Source organism: Rossellomorea aquimaris, from assembly GCF_020172085.1.
In the GTDB taxonomy this organism is placed as follows: Bacteria; Bacillota; Bacilli; order Bacillales; family Bacillaceae_B; genus Rossellomorea; species Rossellomorea aquimaris_E.
In genome coordinates, this window is record NZ_JAIVAT010000003.1 from 254,567 (window position 1) to 276,788 (window position 22,222).

The 22,222-nt window shown below is 40.0% G+C and carries 26 protein-coding genes and 2 pseudogenes; 25 read left to right on the forward strand and 3 right to left on the reverse strand.

Going from position 1 to position 22,222, the window contains the following annotated elements:
- Positions 1–57: 57 nt before the first annotated feature.
- Positions 58–654 (forward strand): Crp/Fnr family transcriptional regulator, encoded by a 597-nt coding sequence (locus LCL96_RS01915; protein ID WP_224939806.1) that lies wholly within the window; start codon positions 58–60, stop codon positions 652–654.
- On the opposite strand, the gene LCL96_RS01920 is transcribed toward LCL96_RS01915, so the two are convergent.
- Complete coding sequence (locus LCL96_RS01920; protein ID WP_224939807.1) at positions 651–1,337, reverse strand: DUF4386 domain-containing protein; 687 nt, start codon at positions 1,335–1,337, stop codon at positions 651–653. The genes LCL96_RS01915 and LCL96_RS01920 overlap by 4 nt on opposite strands.
- A gap of 275 nt (positions 1,338–1,612) precedes the next feature.
- On the opposite strand from LCL96_RS01920, the gene LCL96_RS01925 reads away from it, so the two are divergent.
- The 20 genes and pseudogenes from LCL96_RS01925 to LCL96_RS02025 all read left to right on the forward strand — a co-directional run bounded on the left by LCL96_RS01925 (position 1,613) and on the right by LCL96_RS02025 (position 15,787).
- Complete coding sequence (locus LCL96_RS01925; protein WP_224939808.1) at positions 1,613–2,071, forward strand: hypothetical protein; 459 nt, start codon at positions 1,613–1,615, stop codon at positions 2,069–2,071.
- A gap of 49 nt (positions 2,072–2,120) precedes the next feature.
- Positions 2,121–2,387, forward strand: a complete 267-nt coding sequence (locus LCL96_RS01930; RefSeq protein ID WP_224939809.1) for a hypothetical protein — start codon at positions 2,121–2,123, stop codon at positions 2,385–2,387.
- Positions 2,388–2,421: 34 nt separating this feature from the next.
- The gene (locus LCL96_RS01935) at positions 2,422–2,892 is read left to right on the forward strand and encodes a GNAT family N-acetyltransferase (RefSeq protein WP_224939810.1); all 471 of its coding nucleotides are present in this window, start codon (positions 2,422–2,424) and stop codon (positions 2,890–2,892) included.
- A gap of 38 nt (positions 2,893–2,930) precedes the next feature.
- On the forward strand, positions 2,931–3,401 hold the full coding sequence (locus LCL96_RS01940; protein ID WP_224939811.1) for a GNAT family N-acetyltransferase: 471 nt from the start codon (positions 2,931–2,933) through the stop codon (positions 3,399–3,401).
- Positions 3,402–3,465: 64 nt separating this feature from the next.
- Positions 3,466–3,918, forward strand: coding sequence for an NUDIX hydrolase (locus LCL96_RS01945; protein WP_224939812.1), 453 nt, complete (start codon positions 3,466–3,468; stop codon positions 3,916–3,918).
- A 158-nt stretch (positions 3,919–4,076) separates the two neighbouring features.
- Positions 4,077–4,355, forward strand: coding sequence for an ATP-binding protein (locus LCL96_RS01950; protein ID WP_412103553.1), 279 nt, complete (start codon positions 4,077–4,079; stop codon positions 4,353–4,355).
- Between the two features lie 9 nt (positions 4,356–4,364).
- Positions 4,365–4,487: a hypothetical protein gene (locus LCL96_RS23365; RefSeq protein ID WP_263628039.1), complete on the forward strand. Its 123-nt coding sequence runs from the start codon at positions 4,365–4,367 to the stop codon at positions 4,485–4,487.
- A 179-nt stretch (positions 4,488–4,666) separates the two neighbouring features.
- Positions 4,667–5,392, forward strand: a complete 726-nt coding sequence (locus LCL96_RS01955; RefSeq protein ID WP_224939814.1) for a hypothetical protein — start codon at positions 4,667–4,669, stop codon at positions 5,390–5,392.
- A gap of 56 nt (positions 5,393–5,448) precedes the next feature.
- Complete coding sequence (locus LCL96_RS01960) at positions 5,449–5,781, forward strand: ArpU family phage packaging/lysis transcriptional regulator (protein ID WP_224939815.1); 333 nt, start codon at positions 5,449–5,451, stop codon at positions 5,779–5,781.
- Positions 5,708–5,887: pseudogene (locus tag LCL96_RS01965) on the forward strand (phage holin family protein); the annotation flags it as partial. The gene LCL96_RS01960 and the pseudogene LCL96_RS01965, both read left to right, overlap by 74 nt.
- Before the next feature lie 50 nt (positions 5,888–5,937).
- Positions 5,938–6,352, forward strand: a pseudogene (locus LCL96_RS01970) (M23 family metallopeptidase); the annotation flags it as partial.
- 367 nt (positions 6,353–6,719) lie between these two features.
- Positions 6,720–7,622 carry an alpha/beta fold hydrolase gene (locus LCL96_RS01975; RefSeq protein ID WP_318246394.1) on the forward strand — a complete coding sequence of 301 codons (903 nt, stop codon included), beginning with the start codon at positions 6,720–6,722 and terminating at the stop codon, positions 7,620–7,622.
- Positions 7,623–7,728: 106 nt separating this feature from the next.
- Positions 7,729–7,959, forward strand: a complete 231-nt coding sequence (locus tag LCL96_RS01980) for a cyclase (RefSeq protein ID WP_224939816.1) — start codon at positions 7,729–7,731, stop codon at positions 7,957–7,959.
- 362 nt (positions 7,960–8,321) lie between these two features.
- Entirely contained in the window at positions 8,322–12,398 is a 4,077-nt protein-coding gene (locus LCL96_RS23575; RefSeq protein ID WP_318246395.1) for a S8 family serine peptidase, read from the forward strand.
- Positions 12,399–12,691: 293 nt separating this feature from the next.
- Positions 12,692–13,207, forward strand: a complete 516-nt coding sequence (locus LCL96_RS02000) for a DinB family protein (RefSeq protein WP_224939817.1) — start codon at positions 12,692–12,694, stop codon at positions 13,205–13,207.
- A gap of 35 nt (positions 13,208–13,242) precedes the next feature.
- Positions 13,243–13,767, forward strand: coding sequence for a GNAT family N-acetyltransferase (locus LCL96_RS02005; protein ID WP_224941261.1), 525 nt, complete (start codon positions 13,243–13,245; stop codon positions 13,765–13,767).
- 39 nt (positions 13,768–13,806) lie between these two features.
- Positions 13,807–14,343, forward strand: a complete 537-nt coding sequence (locus tag LCL96_RS02010; RefSeq protein ID WP_224939818.1) for a 2'-5' RNA ligase family protein — start codon at positions 13,807–13,809, stop codon at positions 14,341–14,343.
- 64 nt (positions 14,344–14,407) lie between these two features.
- Positions 14,408–14,734, forward strand: a complete 327-nt coding sequence (locus tag LCL96_RS02015; RefSeq protein WP_224939819.1) for an antibiotic biosynthesis monooxygenase family protein — start codon at positions 14,408–14,410, stop codon at positions 14,732–14,734.
- 40 nt (positions 14,735–14,774) lie between these two features.
- Positions 14,775–15,308 carry a GrpB family protein gene (locus LCL96_RS02020; protein WP_224939820.1) on the forward strand — a complete coding sequence of 178 codons (534 nt, stop codon included), beginning with the start codon at positions 14,775–14,777 and terminating at the stop codon, positions 15,306–15,308.
- Positions 15,309–15,358: 50 nt separating this feature from the next.
- Complete coding sequence (locus LCL96_RS02025) at positions 15,359–15,787, forward strand: hypothetical protein (RefSeq protein WP_224939821.1); 429 nt, start codon at positions 15,359–15,361, stop codon at positions 15,785–15,787.
- A gap of 82 nt (positions 15,788–15,869) precedes the next feature.
- Here the strand turns inward: LCL96_RS02025 and mraY are convergent, their stop codons facing one another.
- Complete coding sequence (mraY, locus tag LCL96_RS02030; RefSeq protein ID WP_224939822.1) at positions 15,870–16,826, reverse strand: phospho-N-acetylmuramoyl-pentapeptide-transferase; 957 nt, start codon at positions 16,824–16,826, stop codon at positions 15,870–15,872.
- A 266-nt stretch (positions 16,827–17,092) separates the two neighbouring features.
- Here mraY and LCL96_RS02035 point away from each other — a divergent pair, with 266 nt between their 5' ends.
- Positions 17,093–17,524: a hypothetical protein gene (locus tag LCL96_RS02035; protein ID WP_224939823.1), complete on the forward strand. Its 432-nt coding sequence runs from the start codon at positions 17,093–17,095 to the stop codon at positions 17,522–17,524.
- Positions 17,525–17,692: 168 nt separating this feature from the next.
- Here the strand turns inward: LCL96_RS02035 and LCL96_RS02040 are convergent, their stop codons facing one another.
- Positions 17,693–20,725 carry an efflux RND transporter permease subunit gene (locus LCL96_RS02040; RefSeq protein ID WP_224939824.1) on the reverse strand — a complete coding sequence of 1,011 codons (3,033 nt, stop codon included), beginning with the start codon at positions 20,723–20,725 and terminating at the stop codon, positions 17,693–17,695.
- 435 nt (positions 20,726–21,160) lie between these two features.
- Here LCL96_RS02040 and LCL96_RS02045 point away from each other — a divergent pair, with 435 nt between their 5' ends.
- From LCL96_RS02045 to LCL96_RS02055, 3 genes are read left to right on the forward strand one after another with little or no spacing between them, the layout of a single operon-like run.
- The gene (locus LCL96_RS02045) at positions 21,161–21,484 is read left to right on the forward strand and encodes a hypothetical protein (RefSeq protein ID WP_224939825.1); all 324 of its coding nucleotides are present in this window, start codon (positions 21,161–21,163) and stop codon (positions 21,482–21,484) included.
- Between the two features lie 21 nt (positions 21,485–21,505).
- Positions 21,506–21,727 carry a hypothetical protein gene (locus LCL96_RS02050; RefSeq protein WP_224939826.1) on the forward strand — a complete coding sequence of 74 codons (222 nt, stop codon included), beginning with the start codon at positions 21,506–21,508 and terminating at the stop codon, positions 21,725–21,727.
- A 39-nt stretch (positions 21,728–21,766) separates the two neighbouring features.
- Positions 21,767–22,156 (forward strand): hypothetical protein, encoded by a 390-nt coding sequence (locus LCL96_RS02055; protein WP_224939827.1) that lies wholly within the window; start codon positions 21,767–21,769, stop codon positions 22,154–22,156.
- Positions 22,157–22,222 lie beyond the last annotated feature (66 nt).

Sequence of the window (22,222 nt, forward strand, 5' to 3'; positions counted from 1 at the left end):
CCTGTTAAATATTGCTATAATTGAAGGGTGATTACAGTTCTGAGAAAGGAGAAAAACATGAAAGAAGTCCTTATCCAGTATATGAAGCGTTTTACCAATCTCAGTGATTCAGAGTTGGAAAAACTGACAGTGGATGTTCCGGTTGCTACTTATAAGAAAGGGACGATCCTTTTGCATCAGGGAGAAGTTCCCCACAAGTGCTATTTTGTTTTAAAAGGGTGTGTCAGACAGTACGCTGTAAATGAAAATGGGATTGAGCATACGTACAATTTCTTTACGGAAGAACAGAGTGTGACGATCTTTAATCAGCACGTGACGGATAGGGCTTCAAAATACTCTCTTAGCTGTTTGGAGGACTGTACGCTTGTAGTGGGTGATTTAGCTACAGAGCAGGCAGCTTACGACATGCATCCGGTGTTAGAAGTAATGACTCGCAAAATGATGCAAGAGGATATGGGTGCTATGCGGGATGATTTCTCCTCCTTCATTTCTTCGACACCGGAAGAGCGGTTTCATGCATTGATGGAAAAAAGGCCAGAGTTAATTGACCGGGTTCCTCAGTACCAGTTGGCAAGCTACCTGGGAATCAAGCCGGAATCTCTAAGTCGTATCAAGAAACGCTCAGAAGCCAGTCACCTTCGAAATGTTGATTAAGGAGTCCACTTTCTCCCTTTTACCAATAGCCATACACCAAAGCCTAATTCACCTATTACCATGGGAGCCATAAGAATCAATTCCAGTATTCCTGTGAAACGTTCAATCTGTGGGATAAACCCGTACATGAAATGAATGATGAAGTAGCTGAAGCCGGCTAAAACTAATAGAATGCTAAGCACTTTGGGGATCTTTCTTGTATTCATTGCGATGAAACCGACTGTAATAAGATGAAGCCCAAAGATGATTAATCCTAAGGACCAGATTGCTTCGAACGCCGTGATGGACCCCATTACTTGCTGTGCCACACCAGATACTGGTCCTTGAATCATGCCATTGGCGATCACAAGATGTGAAATCGCAATCGCCAGTATGGCTGTGTAAAGCAAACGAAGCCAACCGGCTAATAAGGCATAACTAGGATGGATGGGCTTCAGAAACACATAAAATCCCCATGATACGACTAAATCCATGATGACAATGATCAGCCATCCTAGTACCTCAAGACGAAATAAAGATTGAGATGCGTGGATGTTTTTTAATGTGGTTGCCGCGTCTCCATCTATGACCAATGAGCTGTGAGCGTACCCTTGAGCAAAGAATGCAGCACACGTCATCACAAGAAGTGCGACACTCGAAGAGGTTGCTGCTTTTTGCTGCATGGTTTGATTTGTTGCTTTCATATAATACCTCCTTTAAGTTGATCTCATTTAGATTGTAGTTCGGATGAGGGAGGCTTTCATTGACTTAAATCAAGGAGTTCGAATTTATTAGGTTTTTTGGCGAGTAGAAAATATTAAAAAAATCGCTGTATTATACTATAAACCGTAATAAGAAAAGAGGATGATCCCAAATTAATAAATTTTTTGCACTAAGTATTTTTACACTCATCGCTTTCTTGGCAGCGTGTTCTACTAAGGATTCCTTTGAAGACTTCTTCCATAAAAAGATGGAGGAAATGTCAAAGGGTTATGATCAAGAAGTAAATTATTCTTATTCACTCATTCACCAAGATGAAGATGTGGTTCAAACAAACGATGCGATCGCTGTATTTACAGAAAATAATCCTCAAGGAGAGCAAATATTTATTGCCTATTTTAAACAAGAAGATGGACAGTGGGAATGGAAACATACGAGAGGAGCTGAATGGGATACCCCTGTAAAATGGTCGGCTATGAACCAGGAACCGTATATCTATTCTGGGGCAATCAGTGATCCTTCTATTAAGGAAGTGTATGCAGGGAGAGAAAAAGCCAAAATCATTGAGGTCGAAGAAGATAAAAGGTTCTGGTATGCCGTCAGTGATAAAAAGGATGTAGAAGTAAAGATCGTGATGGAAGATGGAACTCAGGAGGTAATGGAGGAATTAGATGATGAGATGTTAGAGGAATGGACTGAGAAAATGAATAAACGTTGATTGCTTGTTTGGGAATAGGAATTAATTGAAGAATTTGAGGGGGGATTCTGTGAATCTGAAAATATATCGAATCATTCATCTTGTCATTACAGGCATACTCACTATACCTATTACTCTTTTCTTCGCGAGTGGTGGCTTAGGTGAGAATTACACCGATCATACGTTTGTTTACCCTCAATTTCTTTTAGTCATAGCTGTCTGGATCATCGGTTCGGTGCTCTCTTTTAATAAGAATATTGCTACATTCGGCTTAATGATCAGTGCTTTGCCAGCAGTGTTTTTCATCGGGAATGTTCTTATTACATTCTTGACTTAATTCTTTAAAATCTAAATCAAGAGCGGGTGTAGCCATGGAGGTTCGGTTAGAAAAAGCAACAAACCAAGATGCACAATCTATCTTTAACATTCAGGTTGAGGCATTTATGCCACTGTTGAACACGTATAAAGATTCTGAAACCAATCCGGCGAACGAGACGATTGAAAGAGTACAAAAAAGGATCAATAGGGCTGACGGTGGCTTCTATAAGATTTTGACTGAGGATAAACTCGTAGGGGCCATTTGCGTCTATTGGAAAGAAGATGTTCAGTTCTGGATTAGTCCCATGTTTATTTTACCTTCTTCTCAAGGGAAGGGGATCGCACAGAAAACGATACTCTTAGTTGAAGAAATGTTTCCTCAAGCAGAATCGTGGGAATTAGCGACACTATTAGAAGAGGAAAGAAACTGTCATCTGTATGAAAAAATGGGCTATAGCAAAACGGGAATCAGTAAGAAATTAAATGATCATGCCACACTTATTTTTTATAAAAAGATTTGTTAACTTGCTTCAAGAGTTAAAGTCCACAGGGGGAATATAGATTGGATATACATATGAGAGAGGCCACCAAGAACGATTATGATGCGGTTCATTACATACAAAGACAAGTTCACGAAATGCATACAAAGGAAAGACCAGACCATTATAGAATGGCTGATGCCACGTTAGATCAAGAGTACTTCAACAGCTTGATCGATGGAGAAAACACAAAGGTATTCTTGTTAGAAAAAGGCCAACCGATCGCTTATTCGATCATTACGATAAAACGTACAGAAGAAAGATCCATTCTCATCCCAAGGAAAGTGGTCTACATGGATGACTTTGGTGTCGACCATACGTACAGAGGAAACGGAATGGGGAGAATCTTCTTTGAGAAAATAATAGAGTTCGCAAAGAGTATAGAAGCAGACTCATTAGAATTAGGTGTATGGGAGTTCAACGAAGGAGCTATAAAATTTTATGAGTCGATGAAATTAAAGACAAAGAGTAGGCGGATGGGGATGGATTTATAAAGTAGTTCATAGGGAAATAACCACAATAATAAACTTACACTGGGACAAAATGGCGGAGGATATTATGGGATATATTATGGATTTAAGAGAAATAGTGGGGAGTCGCCCACTCATTATGGCTGGTGCATGCGTCATTATTGTTAATTCCAATAAAGAGCTATTATTACAACTTAGAAAGGACAATCATTGTTGGGGTTTAGCTGGTGGCTCATTAGAGATTGGGGAAACGTTAGAACAAGTAGCTAAGAGAGAATTACTTGAAGAGACAGGTTTATTGGCAAATGAATTAACCTTATTTAACGTATATTCTGGTAGTGATTTTTATTATCAATATCCTCATGGTGATGAGGTATATAATGTGGTGACCGTTTATATATGCAGGGATTATGAAGGTCGATTAAGGAAAGACGAAAATGAGGTCGAAGAATTAAAATTCTTTAATATGGCTGACATTCCTTCTACTATTAGCCCACCTGACCTACCTATCATAAATGAATTTATACAAAAGGAATTATAGAGCTACAGGTGTGTATAATGGACGGTCTGTCTGCCTCTTGCCTAACAGAGAATCTGATTGAGGGAGTGTACGACCAACAAAGAATAGGGGAATGTTCATGTTATTCATACAGATGTCAGTGGTTTCCAGGTGCGGGAAAATCTACACTTGCTCGTGAAATGGCCAAAAGAACAGGAGCTATAATCATTGACCATGATGTTAGTAAGACATCACTATTAGAGACGAGTGAGGGAGCCGAAATGGACGGCCATACGTCAGGGAAAATATCATACAATTTTGATTGGGCTATCATTGAATCTATATTATCCCCAGGCAATAAAGTAATATTTGATAGTCCTTGCCTATATGATGAAATGATTCATAAAGGAACGAGTCTAGCAGAAAAATTCAATGTGAATTACAAGTATGCTGGTCGAAACGTGAACTTATCCATTTAGCCTTCTCAGATGAGTATCGAGGAGCTTTATGAGGGTACTCAATACACGGTTGAGGAAAACGGGAATGTGGATGTACCAGACAATCAGTTGAGTATTGAAGAAGTGGAATCAGAAGAAGATCAGGTTGAATGATGCAAATATATCCCTGATGATCGTCCGAAATGACAGCAGATAGAAGATAGGGAGAAGGTGTGCATCACCCTATGCAAAACTCTATATTTTGAAGAATATACATTTGTTGTACCTATGTCCAATCATGATTTTGATACTTCCATATAATAAGTTAAGAATAGTGTATCGAGGTGTGTGGAATGAGAAAAATCCCTAAGTTAAGAAGAAACAATATTTATCTCCCAAAAGAAATAATGCCACCAGAGAGCTGTGATATATATCCATTCAATTGTAATTGTCCTCCGGGTCCACCTGGCCCACAAGGAGAGCAGGGACCACAAGGAGAACCGGGCCCACAAGGAGAGCAGGGACCAGAAGGAGAACCGGGCCCACAAGGAGAGCAGGGACCAGAAGGAGAACCGGGCCCACAAGGAGAGCAGGGCCCACAAGGAGAACCGGGACCACAAGGAGAGCAGGGGCCACAAGGACCAGGGATTACACCTGTTTATGGTTCATTATATCGAAATGGCATTACCGGTGCAGTCAGCGGAGATTTGATGACCTTTACTAATATTGGGCCATATAGTGGAGTTACACCAATTCTTGGAACGACACAAGGAATAAGAATAAGTAGTGAAGGAGTGTACTCCATACATTATTCATTTATTGCTCAATTTCCAGCTTCAACTTCAATTGAGGTTGATATTCTAGAAACCTACGTTAGATTAAATGAGGGACCAATAAATGAATTGTCAGAAATACGATATTACTCAATTCCACCTTCAGATGTGATAAATAATACTTTCGCAAGAACAATTATGCTCTCATTAAGTGTGAATGACCTTATCCAAGTGATAATAGAATCTGCAACTCCAGATATAGGATACTTTAATAATATTTTAATGGTTGTGAAACAAGATAACTAAAATTTTGTCAATTAGAATTGAAAGAGGAGGAAGCTTAAATGGGAAAATAATTGTTCATGCTTCCTGAGATCGACAGAGAGAAAACAAAGGAAGCTGTTGAATCAGCATTAGAAAAATATCGATTCTATTTACTAACTGTTCCAGAGAATAAGCTTCCTAAGGTGACTGCTACTTATTCACTTGTTCCTCCTTCATTTTCGAATGAGTTTCATTCATCAACTGAACAGACAGCTATAGATCGGATTGAGTGGGACATTGCCAGGAACAGACATATTGAATGGGTCTTAAGGGGAGTTAACAAGCTAAGTAAAATGGAATGTCATAGACCAAATCCTTGGATTGAACGGGGTCCTCACCTTTGGAACCGTTCTTTTTTATATCGCCAATGAAGGATTGTCGATCGCAGAGAACCTTGCGCAAATCGGAGTGAAGGTGCCAAAGGCAATCACTGAACGTTTGCAGGTTATTGAAAATCAAAGTGAAGAGAAGAACTAAGGGCTGCCTTAAAGGTGGCTCTTTTTATATTAAAAAAATGTAAGGGAGAGATTTTGATGTTTATTTATCCAGCACAAGGTAAGATCACATCACGTTTCGGGAAAGACTTCCTTCATGGAGTCGCACGGATTCACAATGGGATTGATATCGCACAGAATGGCACGGTGAAATTGGTGGCGGCAGCTTCTGGAATGGTGTCTAGATCCTATCGATCTAGCAGTTATGGAGAAGTTGTTTTCATTGTTCACAGCCTCAATGGAGAAACCTATGAAACGGTGTACGCTCACATGCGCTCAGGCAGTCGAAAAGTATGTACAGGGGATTCAAGTGAAGCAAGGACAGTTCCTCGGATATATGGGAAACACAGGCGATTCTACAGGGCAACATCTTCATTTTGAGCTGCATAAAGGCAGGTGGAACAGAGATAAGAGTCACGCGGTAGATCCATTCGATTATCTAGGGAAGCGCTTTCCTTCATTATTATAACCATATTCAGCTACAACATTATTCTGTTGATCATGAATTTTTACCAATTGATCTAAATCATTATAGAAATAGGTATAAATATCATCAGAAATTAAGTTTCCGTTTAAGTCGTATGAATAGGGTTGACAACTTTATCATATTCATATGTGATAGTTGTTCCGTTTAAAAGGGTTTCATTTATTAACTGTTCTACCAAAGAAAAAATAAATGAAACCTATCGATTTCCTCATTCGTCTAATTAATATAGAGTATTTTAAAAAAATTCTGAAGAAAATCTAACAGAGAATAGAAACCTGCAAGGTATCCTATCCTCAGCTTATGACCACGGTGTTTTGAGGGCAGCTGGATGTTCGCTCCTTCGACAACGGGCAACATTACGGAAAGAAAGGTGGATGAGGTAGAAATGATGTGGGAACAAAAGCTAATTCAAACAGAACGAGGAAATTTCGAAATATTTGTAGCGGGGAATGGTGAACCATTATGTGTGACTCATCTTTATAGCGAGTTTAACGAGCGTGGCTACTATTTCGCTGATATGTTTGTAGATGATTTCAAAGTGTTTCTTGTAAACCTGAAAGAATCGGGGAAATCGACTGAAGTGACAAATGAAGATGAGCTATGTATGAGTGAGACATGTAAAGACTTAGAAGCTATCCGGATAGCGCTTGGGTTAGTTCACTGGAACTTTGCCGGCCATTCCACTGGAGGAATGCTCGGGTTGGTGTATGCTGCTAATCACCCAAATTCTTTAGAGCGTTTAATTGTCGGTGGAGCATCCGCTACCAATGCGTATATGGAACATCAGGAAAGTATTTATTGTGATCAAAATCCAGGTAATAATCGTTTAAAAGAACTAATCTCCATGATGAAATCTCAAGATTCAACGAAAGAAGAACGAGTACAAGCAGGTAGAGAATGGACCGAAATGTCATTGTATGACCCGGAAAGATTCGATGAATATTTCTCAAAGCCAAGCAGTGGCAGAGTGGTCCAGAAACGGTTAGATTATTATTCTAATACCGAACTCCCAACGTATGATATTAGAGAAAGCATTTCGGACATCACCACTCCGACCATTATTTTCTGTGGAAGATACGACTCTCAATGCCCATTTGTGTATTCAGAAGAAATCTTTGATCTTCTTCCCAATTCATCCTTTTACATTTTCGAAAATAGCAACCATTCACCACACTTAGAAGAAAGAGAAAAATTCAGTGAGATGGTGAAGGATTTTAATCAATTGATCTAAGCGTTTTGCTATCGTCTTCTCTAATTCAAATCTCAGCTGAGCGCGATTAAAAGGTTTACTTAATATTCGTTGAATTCTGATATGACCAAACCTAAGGAGGATTCAGATGGATAAACGGGTTCAGTTCGACTTTGAAATCGACTTTACAAACGGAGGCGGCATACAGGGACAGGAATTCCGTCTTGATATTGATGGGGATGACATCTCTGATCAAGAGCTCGCTGCATATATCGTTGAGGACATGAGGCTGTTGATGGTTGGGGAAGTGAGGATTTTGAATAAAAAAATCATTACTGAAAAGCATAAACGAAAGCCGGGTGAAAAGGAAACCAATTAGTGACACTGAGTTATTTCGTAAGAGATTGCTTATACAAAAAGGTGCATTTCTATTAAAGAAATGCACCTTTTTTAATGGGTTTTATTTTTGAAAATAGGAAAATACATATAAAAATATCCTTGTCCCCATCCTTTTGTCTAGTTGTTGAATTTTCCCAATAGCTTTCAGTGTTTTGTAGGTCATATTTCATTGATGTGCATTGTCGAGTAAAGGAATTATGTTGTTTTAATAGGTACAATTCAGTGATTGTCGTTTACCAGCTTTGTCGACTTCTATTAAACTTTCCCCATACATTTTATCTGACTCCCTATGGTACCGTTAAGTTGTTAAAAAATTCAGAAATAAGGAGTTGCGATAACTTAATGAACACCAAAAAGAATCTATTAATCTACGTCTTAGGTGCAGGCATGATGTTGAGTTCAGTCAATATACCTGGCGTAAACGTTCTGGCAGAAAAGCCATCCACCATCGAAGATGCTCTCTCAAACTTAACCCCCCAGCAGCTTGAAAACTACAAACAGCTACAAAGTGTTGAAAAAGAAGGACTCTTTTTATCTCAAAATGTCAATCTGGACAGTAATGACTCGATCAAGGTCATTGTTCAACTGGATCATCATCCTGAAAAAGTCGCTATGCTTAAAGCACAACTTGAAGGTAAAACACTTACCCAAAAAGAAGCGAAGGATAATGTCGCTAATGATCAAAAGAAGTTGAAGCAAGATCTGGATCATATGTTTAAGGATAAGGGTCAATCTGGATTTAAGATCGGAAAAACGTATGAAAACGCCATGAACGGTGTTTCATTAGAGGTTCCAGCTAATAGAGTGCAAGAATTACTAAATCTAGACGTTGTGAGAGCTGTATGGAGTGACGTTGAAGTACAGGTGGAGCCACCTGTAACGAATGATACTGAAGAACAAGAAGACGAGTATATCGTTGAAAGTATGCCTTATTTAAAGATCGACCAATTACATAGTGAAGGCTTCACTGGTAAAGGGATAAAAGTGGGAGTGATTGATACAGGTATCGATTACAATCACCCTGACTTAGACGGTGTTTTCAAAGGCGGCTATGATTTTGTCGATAACGATACAGACCCGATGGAAACGACCTATAAGGATTGGCAAGCATCCGGGAAACCCGAGGTTTATAGTGGCAATAGCTACTACACCGAACATGGAACCCATGTAGCGGGTACGATTGCCGGTCAAGGGGATAACGATGAATCTGAATATAGTGTAAAAGGTGTGGCACCCGAAGCGGACGTTTATGGGTATCGTGTATTAGGCCCATACGGAAGCGGAACAAGTGAAAATGTCATTGCAGGGATCGATAAGGCCGTTGAACAAGGAATGGATGTAATCAATCTATCATTGGGTGCGATTGTGAATGACCCTCTCTACCCAACAAGTGTAGCAGTTAACAACGCGGTCCTCAGTGGAGTGACAGCCGTTGTATCTGCAGGAAATGCCGGAAGTGCTGCATTCACTCTAGGTTCACCTGGAACGTCCGCGCTTGCTCTGACAGTAGGCGCAAGTGATGTTCCATTCGACATTCCGACGTTAAACGGTCACTATGGCTCAAATGAAGTGCACCTTCAATTAATGGCTAAAAACTTCAGCGATAAGATTTCTGACTTCGAGGGTGCGAGTCTTGAGGTATTGGATGCTGGACTTGGCGGGAATTCCAATTACTCATCCATCAAGGATAAAGTAAATGGGAATATCGCTCTTGTTAGTCGGGGTTCTTACTCATTTGCCGACAAGATTAAGTATGCTAAACAAAATGGTGCCAAAGCTATCATCATTTATAATAACGAAGAAGGCCAGATCCCTTATTATCTTGGTGAGGGTGTAGATAACATCCCAACCTTCTCTTTATCCAAAGAAGAAGGTGAAATGTTAAAGAATAGTCTAGAAGAAGGTAAAACCATCACATTTAGTGATCTAGATGAATTCAAAACAGATGGGGACCATCTTGCAAGCTTCAGCTCGAGGGGACCTTCTAAAATGAACTACGATATCAAACCTGAAGTTGTAGCTCCTGGTGTATCTGTATTATCGACGGTTCCTTCTTATATCAATGATAAAGAAAATGGAACCTATGACTATGCTTATACCCGATTGTCCGGGACATCCATGGCTTCTCCACATGTAGCAGGGATTGCTGCACTTCTATTACAGTCGAATAACAGCTATACGCCTGCTGATGTGAAATCCAAATTGATGAATACCGCCGACCCACTGAATGGTGATTACAGCGTGTATGAAGTCGGCGCAGGAAGGGTGGACCCATATGAAGCCATTCACTCCAGTGTCAACTTCCAGGTGGTGGACGAAACGACAACCATCCATAACGGGGAAGAAGTGACGATTGACGAACGAACTGGAGGTATGAGCTTCGGGTTACGTTATGTAGACGGAAAACCATTGCATGACCAACGAACAATCGAAATAACGAATTCAGGTGACAAGAACAAGACGTTCCATGCCAGCGTAAAGTTTACAAGTAAATCCCTGGACGCAGCTGGAAACAACGTTTCACTTTCCTATGCTGACAAATTGACGATAAATGCCGGAAAATCAAAGAAAACGAAGGTGTTCCTGGATGTGCCGGCTACAGCTGAAAAGGGATATTACGAAGGGTACGTGACGTATGTAAATAGTGAGGATCCGTCTGAAGAATATCAAATTCCATTTGGCATAAGGGTATCGGAAGAAGGGATAGAAGCACTTGAGGCGTTTAACTTCTCAACCAAACAGAACAATCAATTCGGCACACTGTTTAACTTTACACCTGGATCATTTGTGCTAAGATCCCCGATGGAACAAATGAGTCTCGTATTGGTGGATCCAAAAACAAACAAAGATTTAGGGCTCATTGCATCGTTCAATCCAACTGGAATAAAAGAAGGACAAAGAATTGTATTTAATTCCATGTTCTCGGGTTACTATTACCCTTACACCGGGAACAAGAATAATCCATTCTCTGTGAATCCTACCCTTGCACCAGAAGGACATTACAAATTGAAACTTGTTGGGGTAAATGCAAAAGGAAAAATCTTTACAAAGGAAACAGATACGTTTATCGATAATACGGCACCGAAAATATCCAGCAGCTTACCGAATGGTGTATATGAATATGCACCAGGGACAGAAACGGTACCCGTTTCTTTAAAGCTATACGATAACGAAATCGATCAAATGAAAGCAGCGGGATTCGATGTAGACCAATCGAATAATTACATCACCTATTACTGGGCATCACCGTTCCCTAGTCCCGTTCCATTAATCACTGACGCTTCCGGGAACCTGAACGAAGAGATTCTAATGAGTCCTCTATTGGAGCGTTATCCGCTTTCGTTCTTCGCCTATGATTCAGTTGGGAACCTGGCAGAGAGTGGACCAATCATTAATGCTTTCGTGGCCGAAGGGACCCCATATATGACCACTGAGAGTAATAAGAGCGAACTGACGGCAGGAGAAGAGTTCAAACTGACGTTAACCGCTAATAACTTAATGAAATTCAAAGAAGGTAACTTTACCGTTACGTATGATAAAAACGAAATGGAAGTAAAGGATGTAGTCCTTAATCCAGCATTCAAGTCTTATAGTGAATCCACTATCAAGCATGAAATCAAAGATAAATCTAGCTTCCAGAATAATTTGGATATCACCGTTTCCCTTAACGAAGGTTCAACTATAGAAGTAACGGGAGATACCCCAGTCGTTGACGTAATTTTAGAAGCAAAAGAAGCGAAATATACTAAAAGAAATCAATTAAAAGTACCATCACTAGCAGCTTCTTACATCAATACGGACGGACAAGAAACAAAAAATATGAGAGGTTACTTTAAAGGAGATATTCCGGAATTGTTGCGCAGCTATTCCGAAGCTCGCGGAAGTATTGTTCCACAAGGATTTTATGGTATGGACGGAAAGTTTGACTACGACAAGGACTTCTCCAATGCTCCGATCTCCCTAACGGTGACGGACCCTGATGGAGTGAAACATGAAGGAACTATCAATAAAACGTCTTTCTCAGTGTCAGACTTACCTATAACGGACAAACCTTTTAATCTTGAAGTCAAGATCCCCGGACACTTCCCGGTGAACACTTCCTTTAAAATCTATGAGAAGCGTGGAGAAAGAGTCATTGGAACATGGCGTGAATTCCCTATTCGCAAACAAGATGCCGGTGATATTAATCAGGATAGCGTCATTGATATTTTTGATGCTGTAGCGTTGAAAGAATCATGGGGAACAGATAAACAAGAAGCGGATTTGAATTTCGATGGAGTCATCAATGAAGAAGACTTTGAGCTTGTCGAATACAATTACCTCGAAACAGATCCTGGAGTGGACAAAGCCCCTACTCCAAAGCAAATGTATCAAGGCCAAACCTTGGAAAGCATAAAGAAAGAGTTGGGCATCAACTAAAAACGTAAGAAGTGGATTCGATTGAATCCACTTCTTTTTTTCTAAATAAAGCTGGGGTAATCTCTTTAACCTAAGAGTAAAAAAGGAAAATTTAAATTTTAGTAGAATGTATCACTTGAAGAGGAAAGTGTTTTAGGTTGGAAATACAATCCTTATAGTATAGGTCAGGTCTATAATTGCCTGGGGAATTGCGTGGCGATTAAGCTTATCAATTGAGTAAAGTGATTGTCAGGACCCTTCGTTTTTGAAATAATTGGAATGTGAATAACGTACATACAAAAGGAGTAGAAACGATGCTAAATAAACCAGAAATGAATGAGTATCCTCCATATTATGAGGGATATGTGAACCACGTACCAGATGGAGATCTGCTCCAGATTCTTGATGCTCAACTAAAGGAAACCATCAATCTATTAAAAGATGTAAACGAAGAAAAGTCCGAGTTCCGATATGCCCCTGAAAAGTGGACAATCAAGGAAGTACTAGGTCACATAACCGACACCGAACGGATTATGAGCTACCGTCTTCTTTCTATAGGAAGAGGAGAAAAGGAAATGCTGCCGGGATATCATGATGATGAGTATGTGAAAAAGGGGAAATTTAATCGGTTTTCCTTACAGGAGCTTTTACATCATCAATCTCTTGTCCGCCAACATACTATTCTACTTCTAGGCAGTTTGGATGAGGAAGCCCTGGTACAGAGAGGAAGAGCAAATGGTGGAGAAGTGACGGCGAGGGCTATTGGATACATTATTGCCGGGCATGAGATTCATCATCGTAGGTTGATTGAGGAACGGTATTTGAGTTAACAATTTTATGACTAGGGGGGATTCAATTGACTGAGATAGTAAACAATCATCAGTGCATCGTTCGAACTGCTAAGCAAGAAGATGCAGAAACACTATTAGAAATATCAACTTCCATTATGACTGAAGGAGACTACTTCATCTCGTTGCCTGATGAACTCGAAAAGAAGCCTATCAAACAGCAAAGAGCAATCATTCAGGACATAGTAAATAATGATAAAGAAAATTTAATTGTTGCTGAGGTAAATGACATGGTTGTAGGATCCATTGTCTTTCGGTCAAATCAATTAAAAAGATTATCTCATACGGGATCGATTTCGATGTCGATCATGGAAGAATATAGGGGTAAAGGGATTGGTAAATTCCTTCTTAAAGCAATGCTCGATTGGGCAGAAAACCACCCACAAATCGAAAAGGTGAGTTTGGGAGTGTTTTCTACAAATCATAGGGCTATTTCATTATACAAAAGTATGGGATTTATTGAGGAAGGCCGTAAGATTAAGGAATTTAAAATAAATGAACATACATATGTGGACGACGTTTTGATGTACAAGTTTGTTTAGTTGTAGAAAGATTCTAGAGATAATAAAGGGAGAGGGCAATTGAAATTTTTTATAGGCATTATTCCACCAGAGGAATATAAAGATAGGATTTCAGCATTTCGAAACAGATGGAAAAATAACCGCATTGATCAGATTGTTGAACCTCATATTACTTTGAAAGCACAAGGAGGATTAACTGAAAATTTAAAGTGGATAAGTCGTATCAAGGAAGTGTGTTCTGAAACAGAACCCTTTCGCATTGAATTAAATAAAGCCATGTTTTTTGGTGAAGAGATACTATATTTAAGTGCGCTATCAGAAGACCTTCACAAGTTACACGAGAAAATAGTAAACTCAGTAGAACCTTCAAAGGTAATAGAAAAGTATTTTGAACTAGATCATTTCGTACCCCACTTGACTTTAGGGAAGACAACTTATGGCCTTACAAAACAAGATTTGAAAGATATGGCTGCAGTAGTAGAAACGGAAATTGGTCCATATCCCGTACTCGATGTAAACTTTATTAGGATTTATAGAGAAATGGAACAAAATAAGTATGTGAAATTTGATGATCTTTATCTAGGGGATAAAATCTAACCTTATATATGTATTTTTAAAAAATATCTATTGAGCTGAGAAAAAAGCATTGGGGGTACTGGAATTGGATAGATTGGCAAAAACTCCTCAACCACCTTACTATGCGGTAATATTTGCTTCAGAACGAACCGAGAATGACAAAGGGTATGAGAAGATGTCTGAAAAAATGGTAGAGTTAGCATCGCAACAGAAAGGTTTCTTAGGGATAGAAAGCGCCCGCGATGAAGGTCTGGGAATCACGATTTCTTACTGGGAATCTGTAGAAGCCATCAAGCAGTGGAAAGAACATTCAGCCCATCAAGTGGCACAGGATAGAGGAAAAAAAGAATGGTACAAAAACTTTGCTGTAAGAGTATGTAGGGTTGAAAGAGATCGTTTTTTTGAGATGTAAAGGAGTTGTAAGGTTCTGTTAGGGATTAAGGGGGAGCAAATTGGCGGAACTTGGCATAGAAATTGTTCAGTATGATGATCGATGGTCAGAAGAATTTCATTCCATAAAACGGGTTTTGAGTATTGCTTTAAAGGATGTCATAATCTGGATTGAACACGTGGGTAGCACCTCCATACCAGGACTCGGTGCAAAGCCGGTTTTGGATATTGATATTGTGATAGAAAGTTATGATGTTTTCCATAGTGTCATTCTGCAACTTGAACAGATAGGGTATTTTCACCAGAAAGAATGGAGTTTTGAAGGTAGAGAAGCATTTGGGAGAAAGAATCTTTTGACTCCATGGGACGGAAAAGGCACACAATGGATGGCGCACCATCTCTATGTATGTCACAAAGATAGTAAAGAGCTGGCAAGGCATTTAGCTTTCAGAGATTATATGAGGGATAACCCACAAGCTGTTATCGAGTATGAACAGATTAAAAGGAGATTAGCTAATACAGTAACTAGCCGAGACTCTTATACAGAAGGCAAAACAGAATTTATCAATCGCATATTGAGAAAAGGTATGCTTTGATGTAAAAGGAGAGCAGTTAAAAAAAGACTAATAGGATTGGAGGTAAGAATATGACCAAAAAACTATTATTCTCTGTACTATTCATCCTTTTACTGAGTGCTTGCAACCAACAAGAAGCAGAAGACTCCTCTCAAAATACGAAAGACATTACTTTAGAAAAAGTTTTAAATGTAATCAGAGAACAAGGGTTGGAATTAGAAGACACGTCAGATTTACCAAAAGAGAACGTCTTTATTCAAAAATTAAACGGTGTTACCCCTGAAGTGTACGGTTTGGAGGGAAACACTTTATCCATTTATATTTTTCCCACTTCAAATGAACGGGGAAAAGCAGTGCAGGCGTTTGAAGAGAAAACAGCAACGTATGATTTAATAGAACATCAGGTATATGGAATACATAATCTATTGGTGTTTTATGTGAGTGAAGATGAAAAGGTACAGGAAGAATTGTTTGACGCGTTGCAATCTATAGATTCGTAAAAACATTCTACATGACGAAGACGGAGATTTTAATCGAGAATGAAGAAAGGAACTTCAACATACGAAGTTCCTTTTATATCCCTTATGGATAGAGAATAAACTTCCAATAAGCGAAACAAATAAACGTACAAATCCACGAAACAAACCCAAAGGCGGTGACAATGGTCGTTTCACCCCAACCATATTTTAAGCCGTAGTGATAATGAATGGGTGTCATCCTGAAAATTCGTTTCCCTGTCGATTTAAATGATGCAACTTGTAAGATGACCGAAAGTTGTTCAGCGAAATAAATAAAGAATAATAGGGGAATGAGGATCTCCACTTTCTCGATAACGGCAAGAAAGGAAAGGGATCCCCCTATCGCCAATGACCCTGTATCCCCCATAAAAGCTCGGGCTGGAAAGATGTTATAGATGAGAAAGCCAAGTAAGCAGCCAATCATGATTAAACAGAAGAGCTGTACCTCTGATTTGTCTGAAATCATAAAGAAGAAAAAGTATGTAGGAATGGCCACCACTCCTAAAAGCCCGTCCAAGCCATCTGTAAAATTAATGGCATTGGCAGAGGCCACAACAAATAAGGTGATCACTATGAAATATACGACCATTGGAAGATCAATTGAGAGATGTTGATAAATACGAATCGTCGTGTCTAACTCAAGCTCGTTTATCACGTAGAAAAGAAGGCCACCGGTAAATAGAAATTGGAAAATAAGCTTGGTTCTACTCGATACACCTCCAGGATCTTGACGTGACGCTTTCCAAAAATCATCCAAGAATCCTATAAAACTGAATAGAATATACGTAATAGCCAAGAAGAACATTAGTGGCGTAGGGGAGAAAAATAAGGATACAACCACTCCTATAAAAAGAATGATTCCAAACATTAACGGAGTACCCTTTTTGATTTGATGATTGGAGGGAAGTTCCTTTCTTATCGGTTGCAGGAGCTTTAATTTTCTTAAGAGTTCAATGAATAGGGGAGATAGTACCACAACTAATATAAAAGCAATGACTGCCGGTATGATTTGATCACTCACTTCTTATCTACTCCTCTTTTATAAACTATCTATACATAAGTTCTATGAAGAGTATGGATATCCTTTAATGTGTTTTTAAATTAATGGAGATAGTGAGTAAATGGAGGTGGGATCAGCTCCTGATTTTATAACGATATTCAGCAGTTGAATATTCCAATTATGTCAGCAGCTGATTATAAGTGGATATTCCACAGCTGAATTCATCATGAACCTAGATGGTTATTAATGATAGGATGACTGATATAAACCTTTTGGAGTTGATACATTTGCCAAATGACGTAGAATTTCAATATGCATTAACGGATACAGGGTGGGCTTCAGGTTTCATAAGGATTGATCAAACTAGATTTGAATTTGTGTGTTCCTACTTATTCCATAATCCATTGGAAGAGTTTTTAAAGGCTGTCTATCAATTATTACCTGGTTTGGCTGCATTCCCAAGAAAGGAACTCCGTTTTACAATGCTGGATGAACCGGTTGAGTACACATGGGAATTCAATAGATTAGATCAAACACATGTCGCCATTCGGGTTTTTGAAAAAGGGTATGATGTAAAAACAGTATTTGAAGAAAAATGTGATCTGAATGATTTAGTGGGGGCGATCATTCAGTGTATGATGAGAAATCCTGAACTAAGAAAGAATGAAGTCATTGAAAGAATGTATCAGGAATTGAAAGAATATGTGAATCATTATTGAGGTAAGGGGATAGGTGTTGGATTCAGCTGCTGATTCTTAGCAGCTGAATATAAGCCTAAGTTTAACAGCTGAATCATTCATACACCCATTCCATATTAAAAAACAAAAGGTGCCTATCCAGAATCGGATAAGCACCTTTTTCTATCATACACTCAGCACACATAAACCTTACTGAGCTACTTTCTCATCACTTTCCAACTGCTGAGCACGTTGACGCTTCGATTTCCTGAAATACAGCAATTCGTAGAACACAGGAACTACCACAAGCGTCAGCACAGTAGCACCGGCAAGACCACCGATGACGACAACAGCCAGCGATTTTGATACAAGACTTCCATCTTCAGTGTGACCGAATAGAAGTGGAAGCATAGCACAAATGGTGGCAATCGCTGTCATGACAACTGGACGGAGACGAGTGCCGCATGCTTCTAAAATCGCGTCACGAATGATCATCGTTTCTTCATTCTGCTTCACGCGGTCAATTAAGACGATGGCGTTTGTAACAACGATTCCAATCAGCATCAATGCTCCGATGAGAGCCGTTGCGTCTGCAGGAACCCGTGCAATAAGCAGTCCAAGAACGGCACCAATGGAAGCGAGCGGCAACGTAATCAATATCGCAAGTGGTGCTTTCAATGTCTTAAAGGTAAGGACCATGATCAGGTAAACAATCATGATGGAAGCAAGCATCGTCATTCCAAGATCCTTAAAGTCGTCGGCCTGTTGGGCAGCGGCGCCTCCGGTATCAAGAGACACACCTTTTGGAAGTTCAACATCCTTGACTTTGGTATCGATATTTTTCGAGATGACTGAAAGCTCTTCAGGGTCTACCTCGGCTGTGATTCGGACATATAAGTCACCGTCTTTATGCAGGACGGTACTCGGTTTCTCTTCTTCCGTGATGGATGCCACATCGGATAGTGGCTGGATGCCCGAGTTCGTTGCAATCGTTAATCCTTTTAAATCGGCCTGTTTCGTGAGGTCGACACCGGCGTCCAGGAACACAGGAGTTGTTTGGTCATCCAGGTTGACTACCCCGATCGGCTGTGGATTCAGTAATGAGCGGATTTGCATAGCCGTTTGCTGGGCATTTGCTTTCTCCGTGTTGACGTTCACCGTAAAGACAGGTGACGTTTTCTCCAGATTGCTGGAGACTTTCTTTACGCCATCGATATCTTTGATCTTATCCATGATCGATTTGGAAGTCTTCAGAAGTTCATTGGTGTCATTTCCGACGATATCATACGTAATACTTGAATTGGGTGATCCTCCAAAGATGGATGCAGGTGATGCCGTGATAATGACGTCCTTTTCATCCTTTTTCGCTTCATTCACCTTTTCTATGAAGGCTTCAGCATCAGCATCTTCCTTCATGATCACGCTGTAAGAAACGGTATCTGGATCACTTACTTCTCCGTATTGAGCTGCTTCTTCACTAGATCCATACTGGGTGATCAAGAAATCGAATCCTTCAAACTCCGATAGTTTATCTTCAAAGCTTGTCATACGCTCTTTAATGGTGTCTTTAGGCGTATTGCTCGGGAAATTCATTGATACAGCTACAAATGATGCATCGTTTGCACTTGTCGCTGCTTTCGGTAACGTGATATAAAGAGCGATCGAACCTCCGAAGACAAGAATGGCCAAAAGGATCGGAACGAACTTATGATTTAAGGACCATCTCAACACATTTACGTAGCGGTGAGGCGTGTTGTGTTTAGGCAGTGTAGTATTTTTCAACATACTTCGGCTTAACAACGGCACGACCGTCACGGCTACAAGCAGGGAAGCGAGCAATGAGTACGTAACCGTCAATCCAAATGGAAGCAGGAACGCCTTCAATGATCCATTGACAAGTCCCATCGGCAAGAATACGGCCACGGTAATGAGTGTGGACGACGTAATCGCACGGGTAACTTCCTTGGTAGCAAGTAGAACATTTTGTTTAGACAGCTTCTCATTCTGGCTGCGCCTGAAAATATTTTCGACGACGACAATACTGTCATCGACCAGTCGACCGACAGCCACAGCGACTCCTCCCAGAGTTAGGATGTTCAAGGTGACTCCGGATAACCAGAGAAGGAATAGAGTGATACAAAGTGATAATGGAATGGAAACGACGGTAATCAGGGTCGGCTTGAATTTTCTTAAGAATAAAAGAATCACAAGCGTTGCGAACAGAGCGCCTAAAGCGACTTCGCGAACCATGCTGTTCACCGAGTTCTTGACCATATCCCCTGTTGTGAACAATGTCTTTGCTTCGACACCGTCATAGTCTTTATTGATTTTATCTACTGTGTCTTTTACTTCTTCTCCTGCTGTTACCGCACTGGCATCACTTTCTTTGAACAGGATGATGGCCAGGGCTTCTTTCCCGTTTACCCGTGTGATTGTGTTTTCTGCTTTTACTTTTTCAACGGTTGCGATGTCTTTCAGTTTAACGACAGGAGCATTCTGGACTTGCAGCGGAATAGGCAAATTCTTCAACGCATCTACGGAAGTCAAATTGTCCGTTACATTGATTGTACTCTTCTGCCCATCAATCGTTGTGCTTCCGGCAGAAGCAGATACATGTTGTCCTTGCAGCACTCCCATCACCGCGTTAACCGGGATATGTAACTTTTCCAGTTTATCTTGGTCAAGGTTGATTTGGACACGTGCAGTGTTTTCACCGGCGACACTGGCTTGAGACAGACCGGATTGATTCTCAAACAGTGGTTTGAATTCGTCGTTGACGAGATCCAGGTTCTTTTTCGTTAATCCGTCATCAAATGTCACGGAAACCTGACCGATTGGAATCATTGACGTATTCAGCTGAGAGATCTGCGGTTGGCCGACTCCCTCAGGAAGCTGAATCCCTTTAATGGCATCCTCCACTTTCAACTTGGCTTCCTTCATATCTGTTTTGGAATCAAAGTTGATGGAAATCTGGGAATACCCTTCCCCTGTAGTGGATAGGATCGATGTTTTTCCGGAAATGGATGCGACCGCTTGTTCCACGGGCTCTGTGATATTCGTTGTCATGGATCCGGCGTCATACCCCTGTCCCAAGGTCACGACTGTGACTTGTGGATTATCCGCTTCTGGCAAGAATTCCATAGGCAAACGGAAATAACTAATGATGCCGATAAGCAATGTGATGACGATAAAGAGTCCCATGGCCGCCTTATTGCGGAATACCCAATTGGTTAAAGCTTGCATGTGTTTCCCCCCTAATACTGATTTGGTTTTCAAACCTTCTTTTTAAAGATACTTGATTTCTGACCTGATCACAGCCTCCTCCAGACTAATATTCGCCTAGGTCTTGAGGCGTAGTTCACCTGACTTTCCCAACAGGTGACCACAAAGTTCATTTTACTGAGGAAAAGAGCCTCTTATTCTTAAAAAAATGTAAATTATTTTTAAGATTGGTCTCTGCTGTGATCGTTTTTTATATGTAAAAAGATACATGTCACAATATAGAATTATAGTATGAATAGAAAAGCATGGGAATATATTCTTGGTATTTTTTACAAAAATATGAAAAAGTTTGAGAGGTGAATGGGATTTAGTCACATGAGGGATTGTCTAATAATGAAGAATTTGGAATAATTGGAATTGAGCTAGTGTGCAGGCAAGTAGAAAAGAGGGGAACATGTGACGAAGAGAAAAAAGGTTTTAGCGTTTATTTTACTGATAGCAGTGGTGTTCGTTGCATTGCCACCACTTTTGGCTCCAAAAATTCACGATCATGATTCACCGAGGTCAGCTTTAAGAGAAGCTATTTACAAGGATGGGCATCCTTATCAAAGCTTTTTTGCCTTCATTAAAAAAGAGGATTATCAGGATCAAGAATATGGTCAGCAGTACCATGTTTATTGGTATGACTATAATAGTCCTACTGGTGAAACAGCCAGCATATGTTATGCGAAGGCGAATGAGAATGAAGAGTATGAAGTGGCTTGTGGGACAGGTCCGTAAAAAGGGGAGGAAATGCACGATATGAATATATCAAATAAATTAGTTGATTACACCATCGTATATGATGACAGAAGAGAAGTGAACTCAGGGAAATATGATCATAAGAAAGTGATCATTGAAGAGGTGATAAAGGAATTTAAGACAGATGTTGAGGATAGAAATGGTCAGGAGGTCATCGTGGTCTACGATTGGCGTAAGACACATAGTGGCATGGAGATTATTATGTATGCTTATGAGAAATAACTTCTACGCAAGTTCTTCAAAGGCAGGAGGAGAGTGGGAATGAAAAGAATCGTTGGATTAGCCTTGTTCATGTTCTCGATTTTATCTGCATGTAATCTATCATCATCAAATGATTCATCCACGTTCAATTTTCATGAAATTGAAAATGTACCTCATAATGTACAAGAAAATATTGATTCGAATTTGAAACTTCAGTTGATGGATGAAGGAGAAAAAGGTTCTTATATCGTATTTCAATCAAGTGGAGAAGTAGAAACCAATGTTGAAACAATGGACGATACGGTCACGATAAAGTTCAGTACTTCTGATTCACAAGGGGATACTGTGGAGCAACATGTTTATTATTTAACAAGAGATCCAGGTCAAGAAGTAATACATGTACTGGTTGATGAGGAGCCTGCCGTTTTTGATGAAGTTGTTGGGTTGTGAGCAGAACGAGAGAAGAGAGCATTAAGTGAAATCACAATGACGTAAAGTAGTCTTATTCATGGTTAG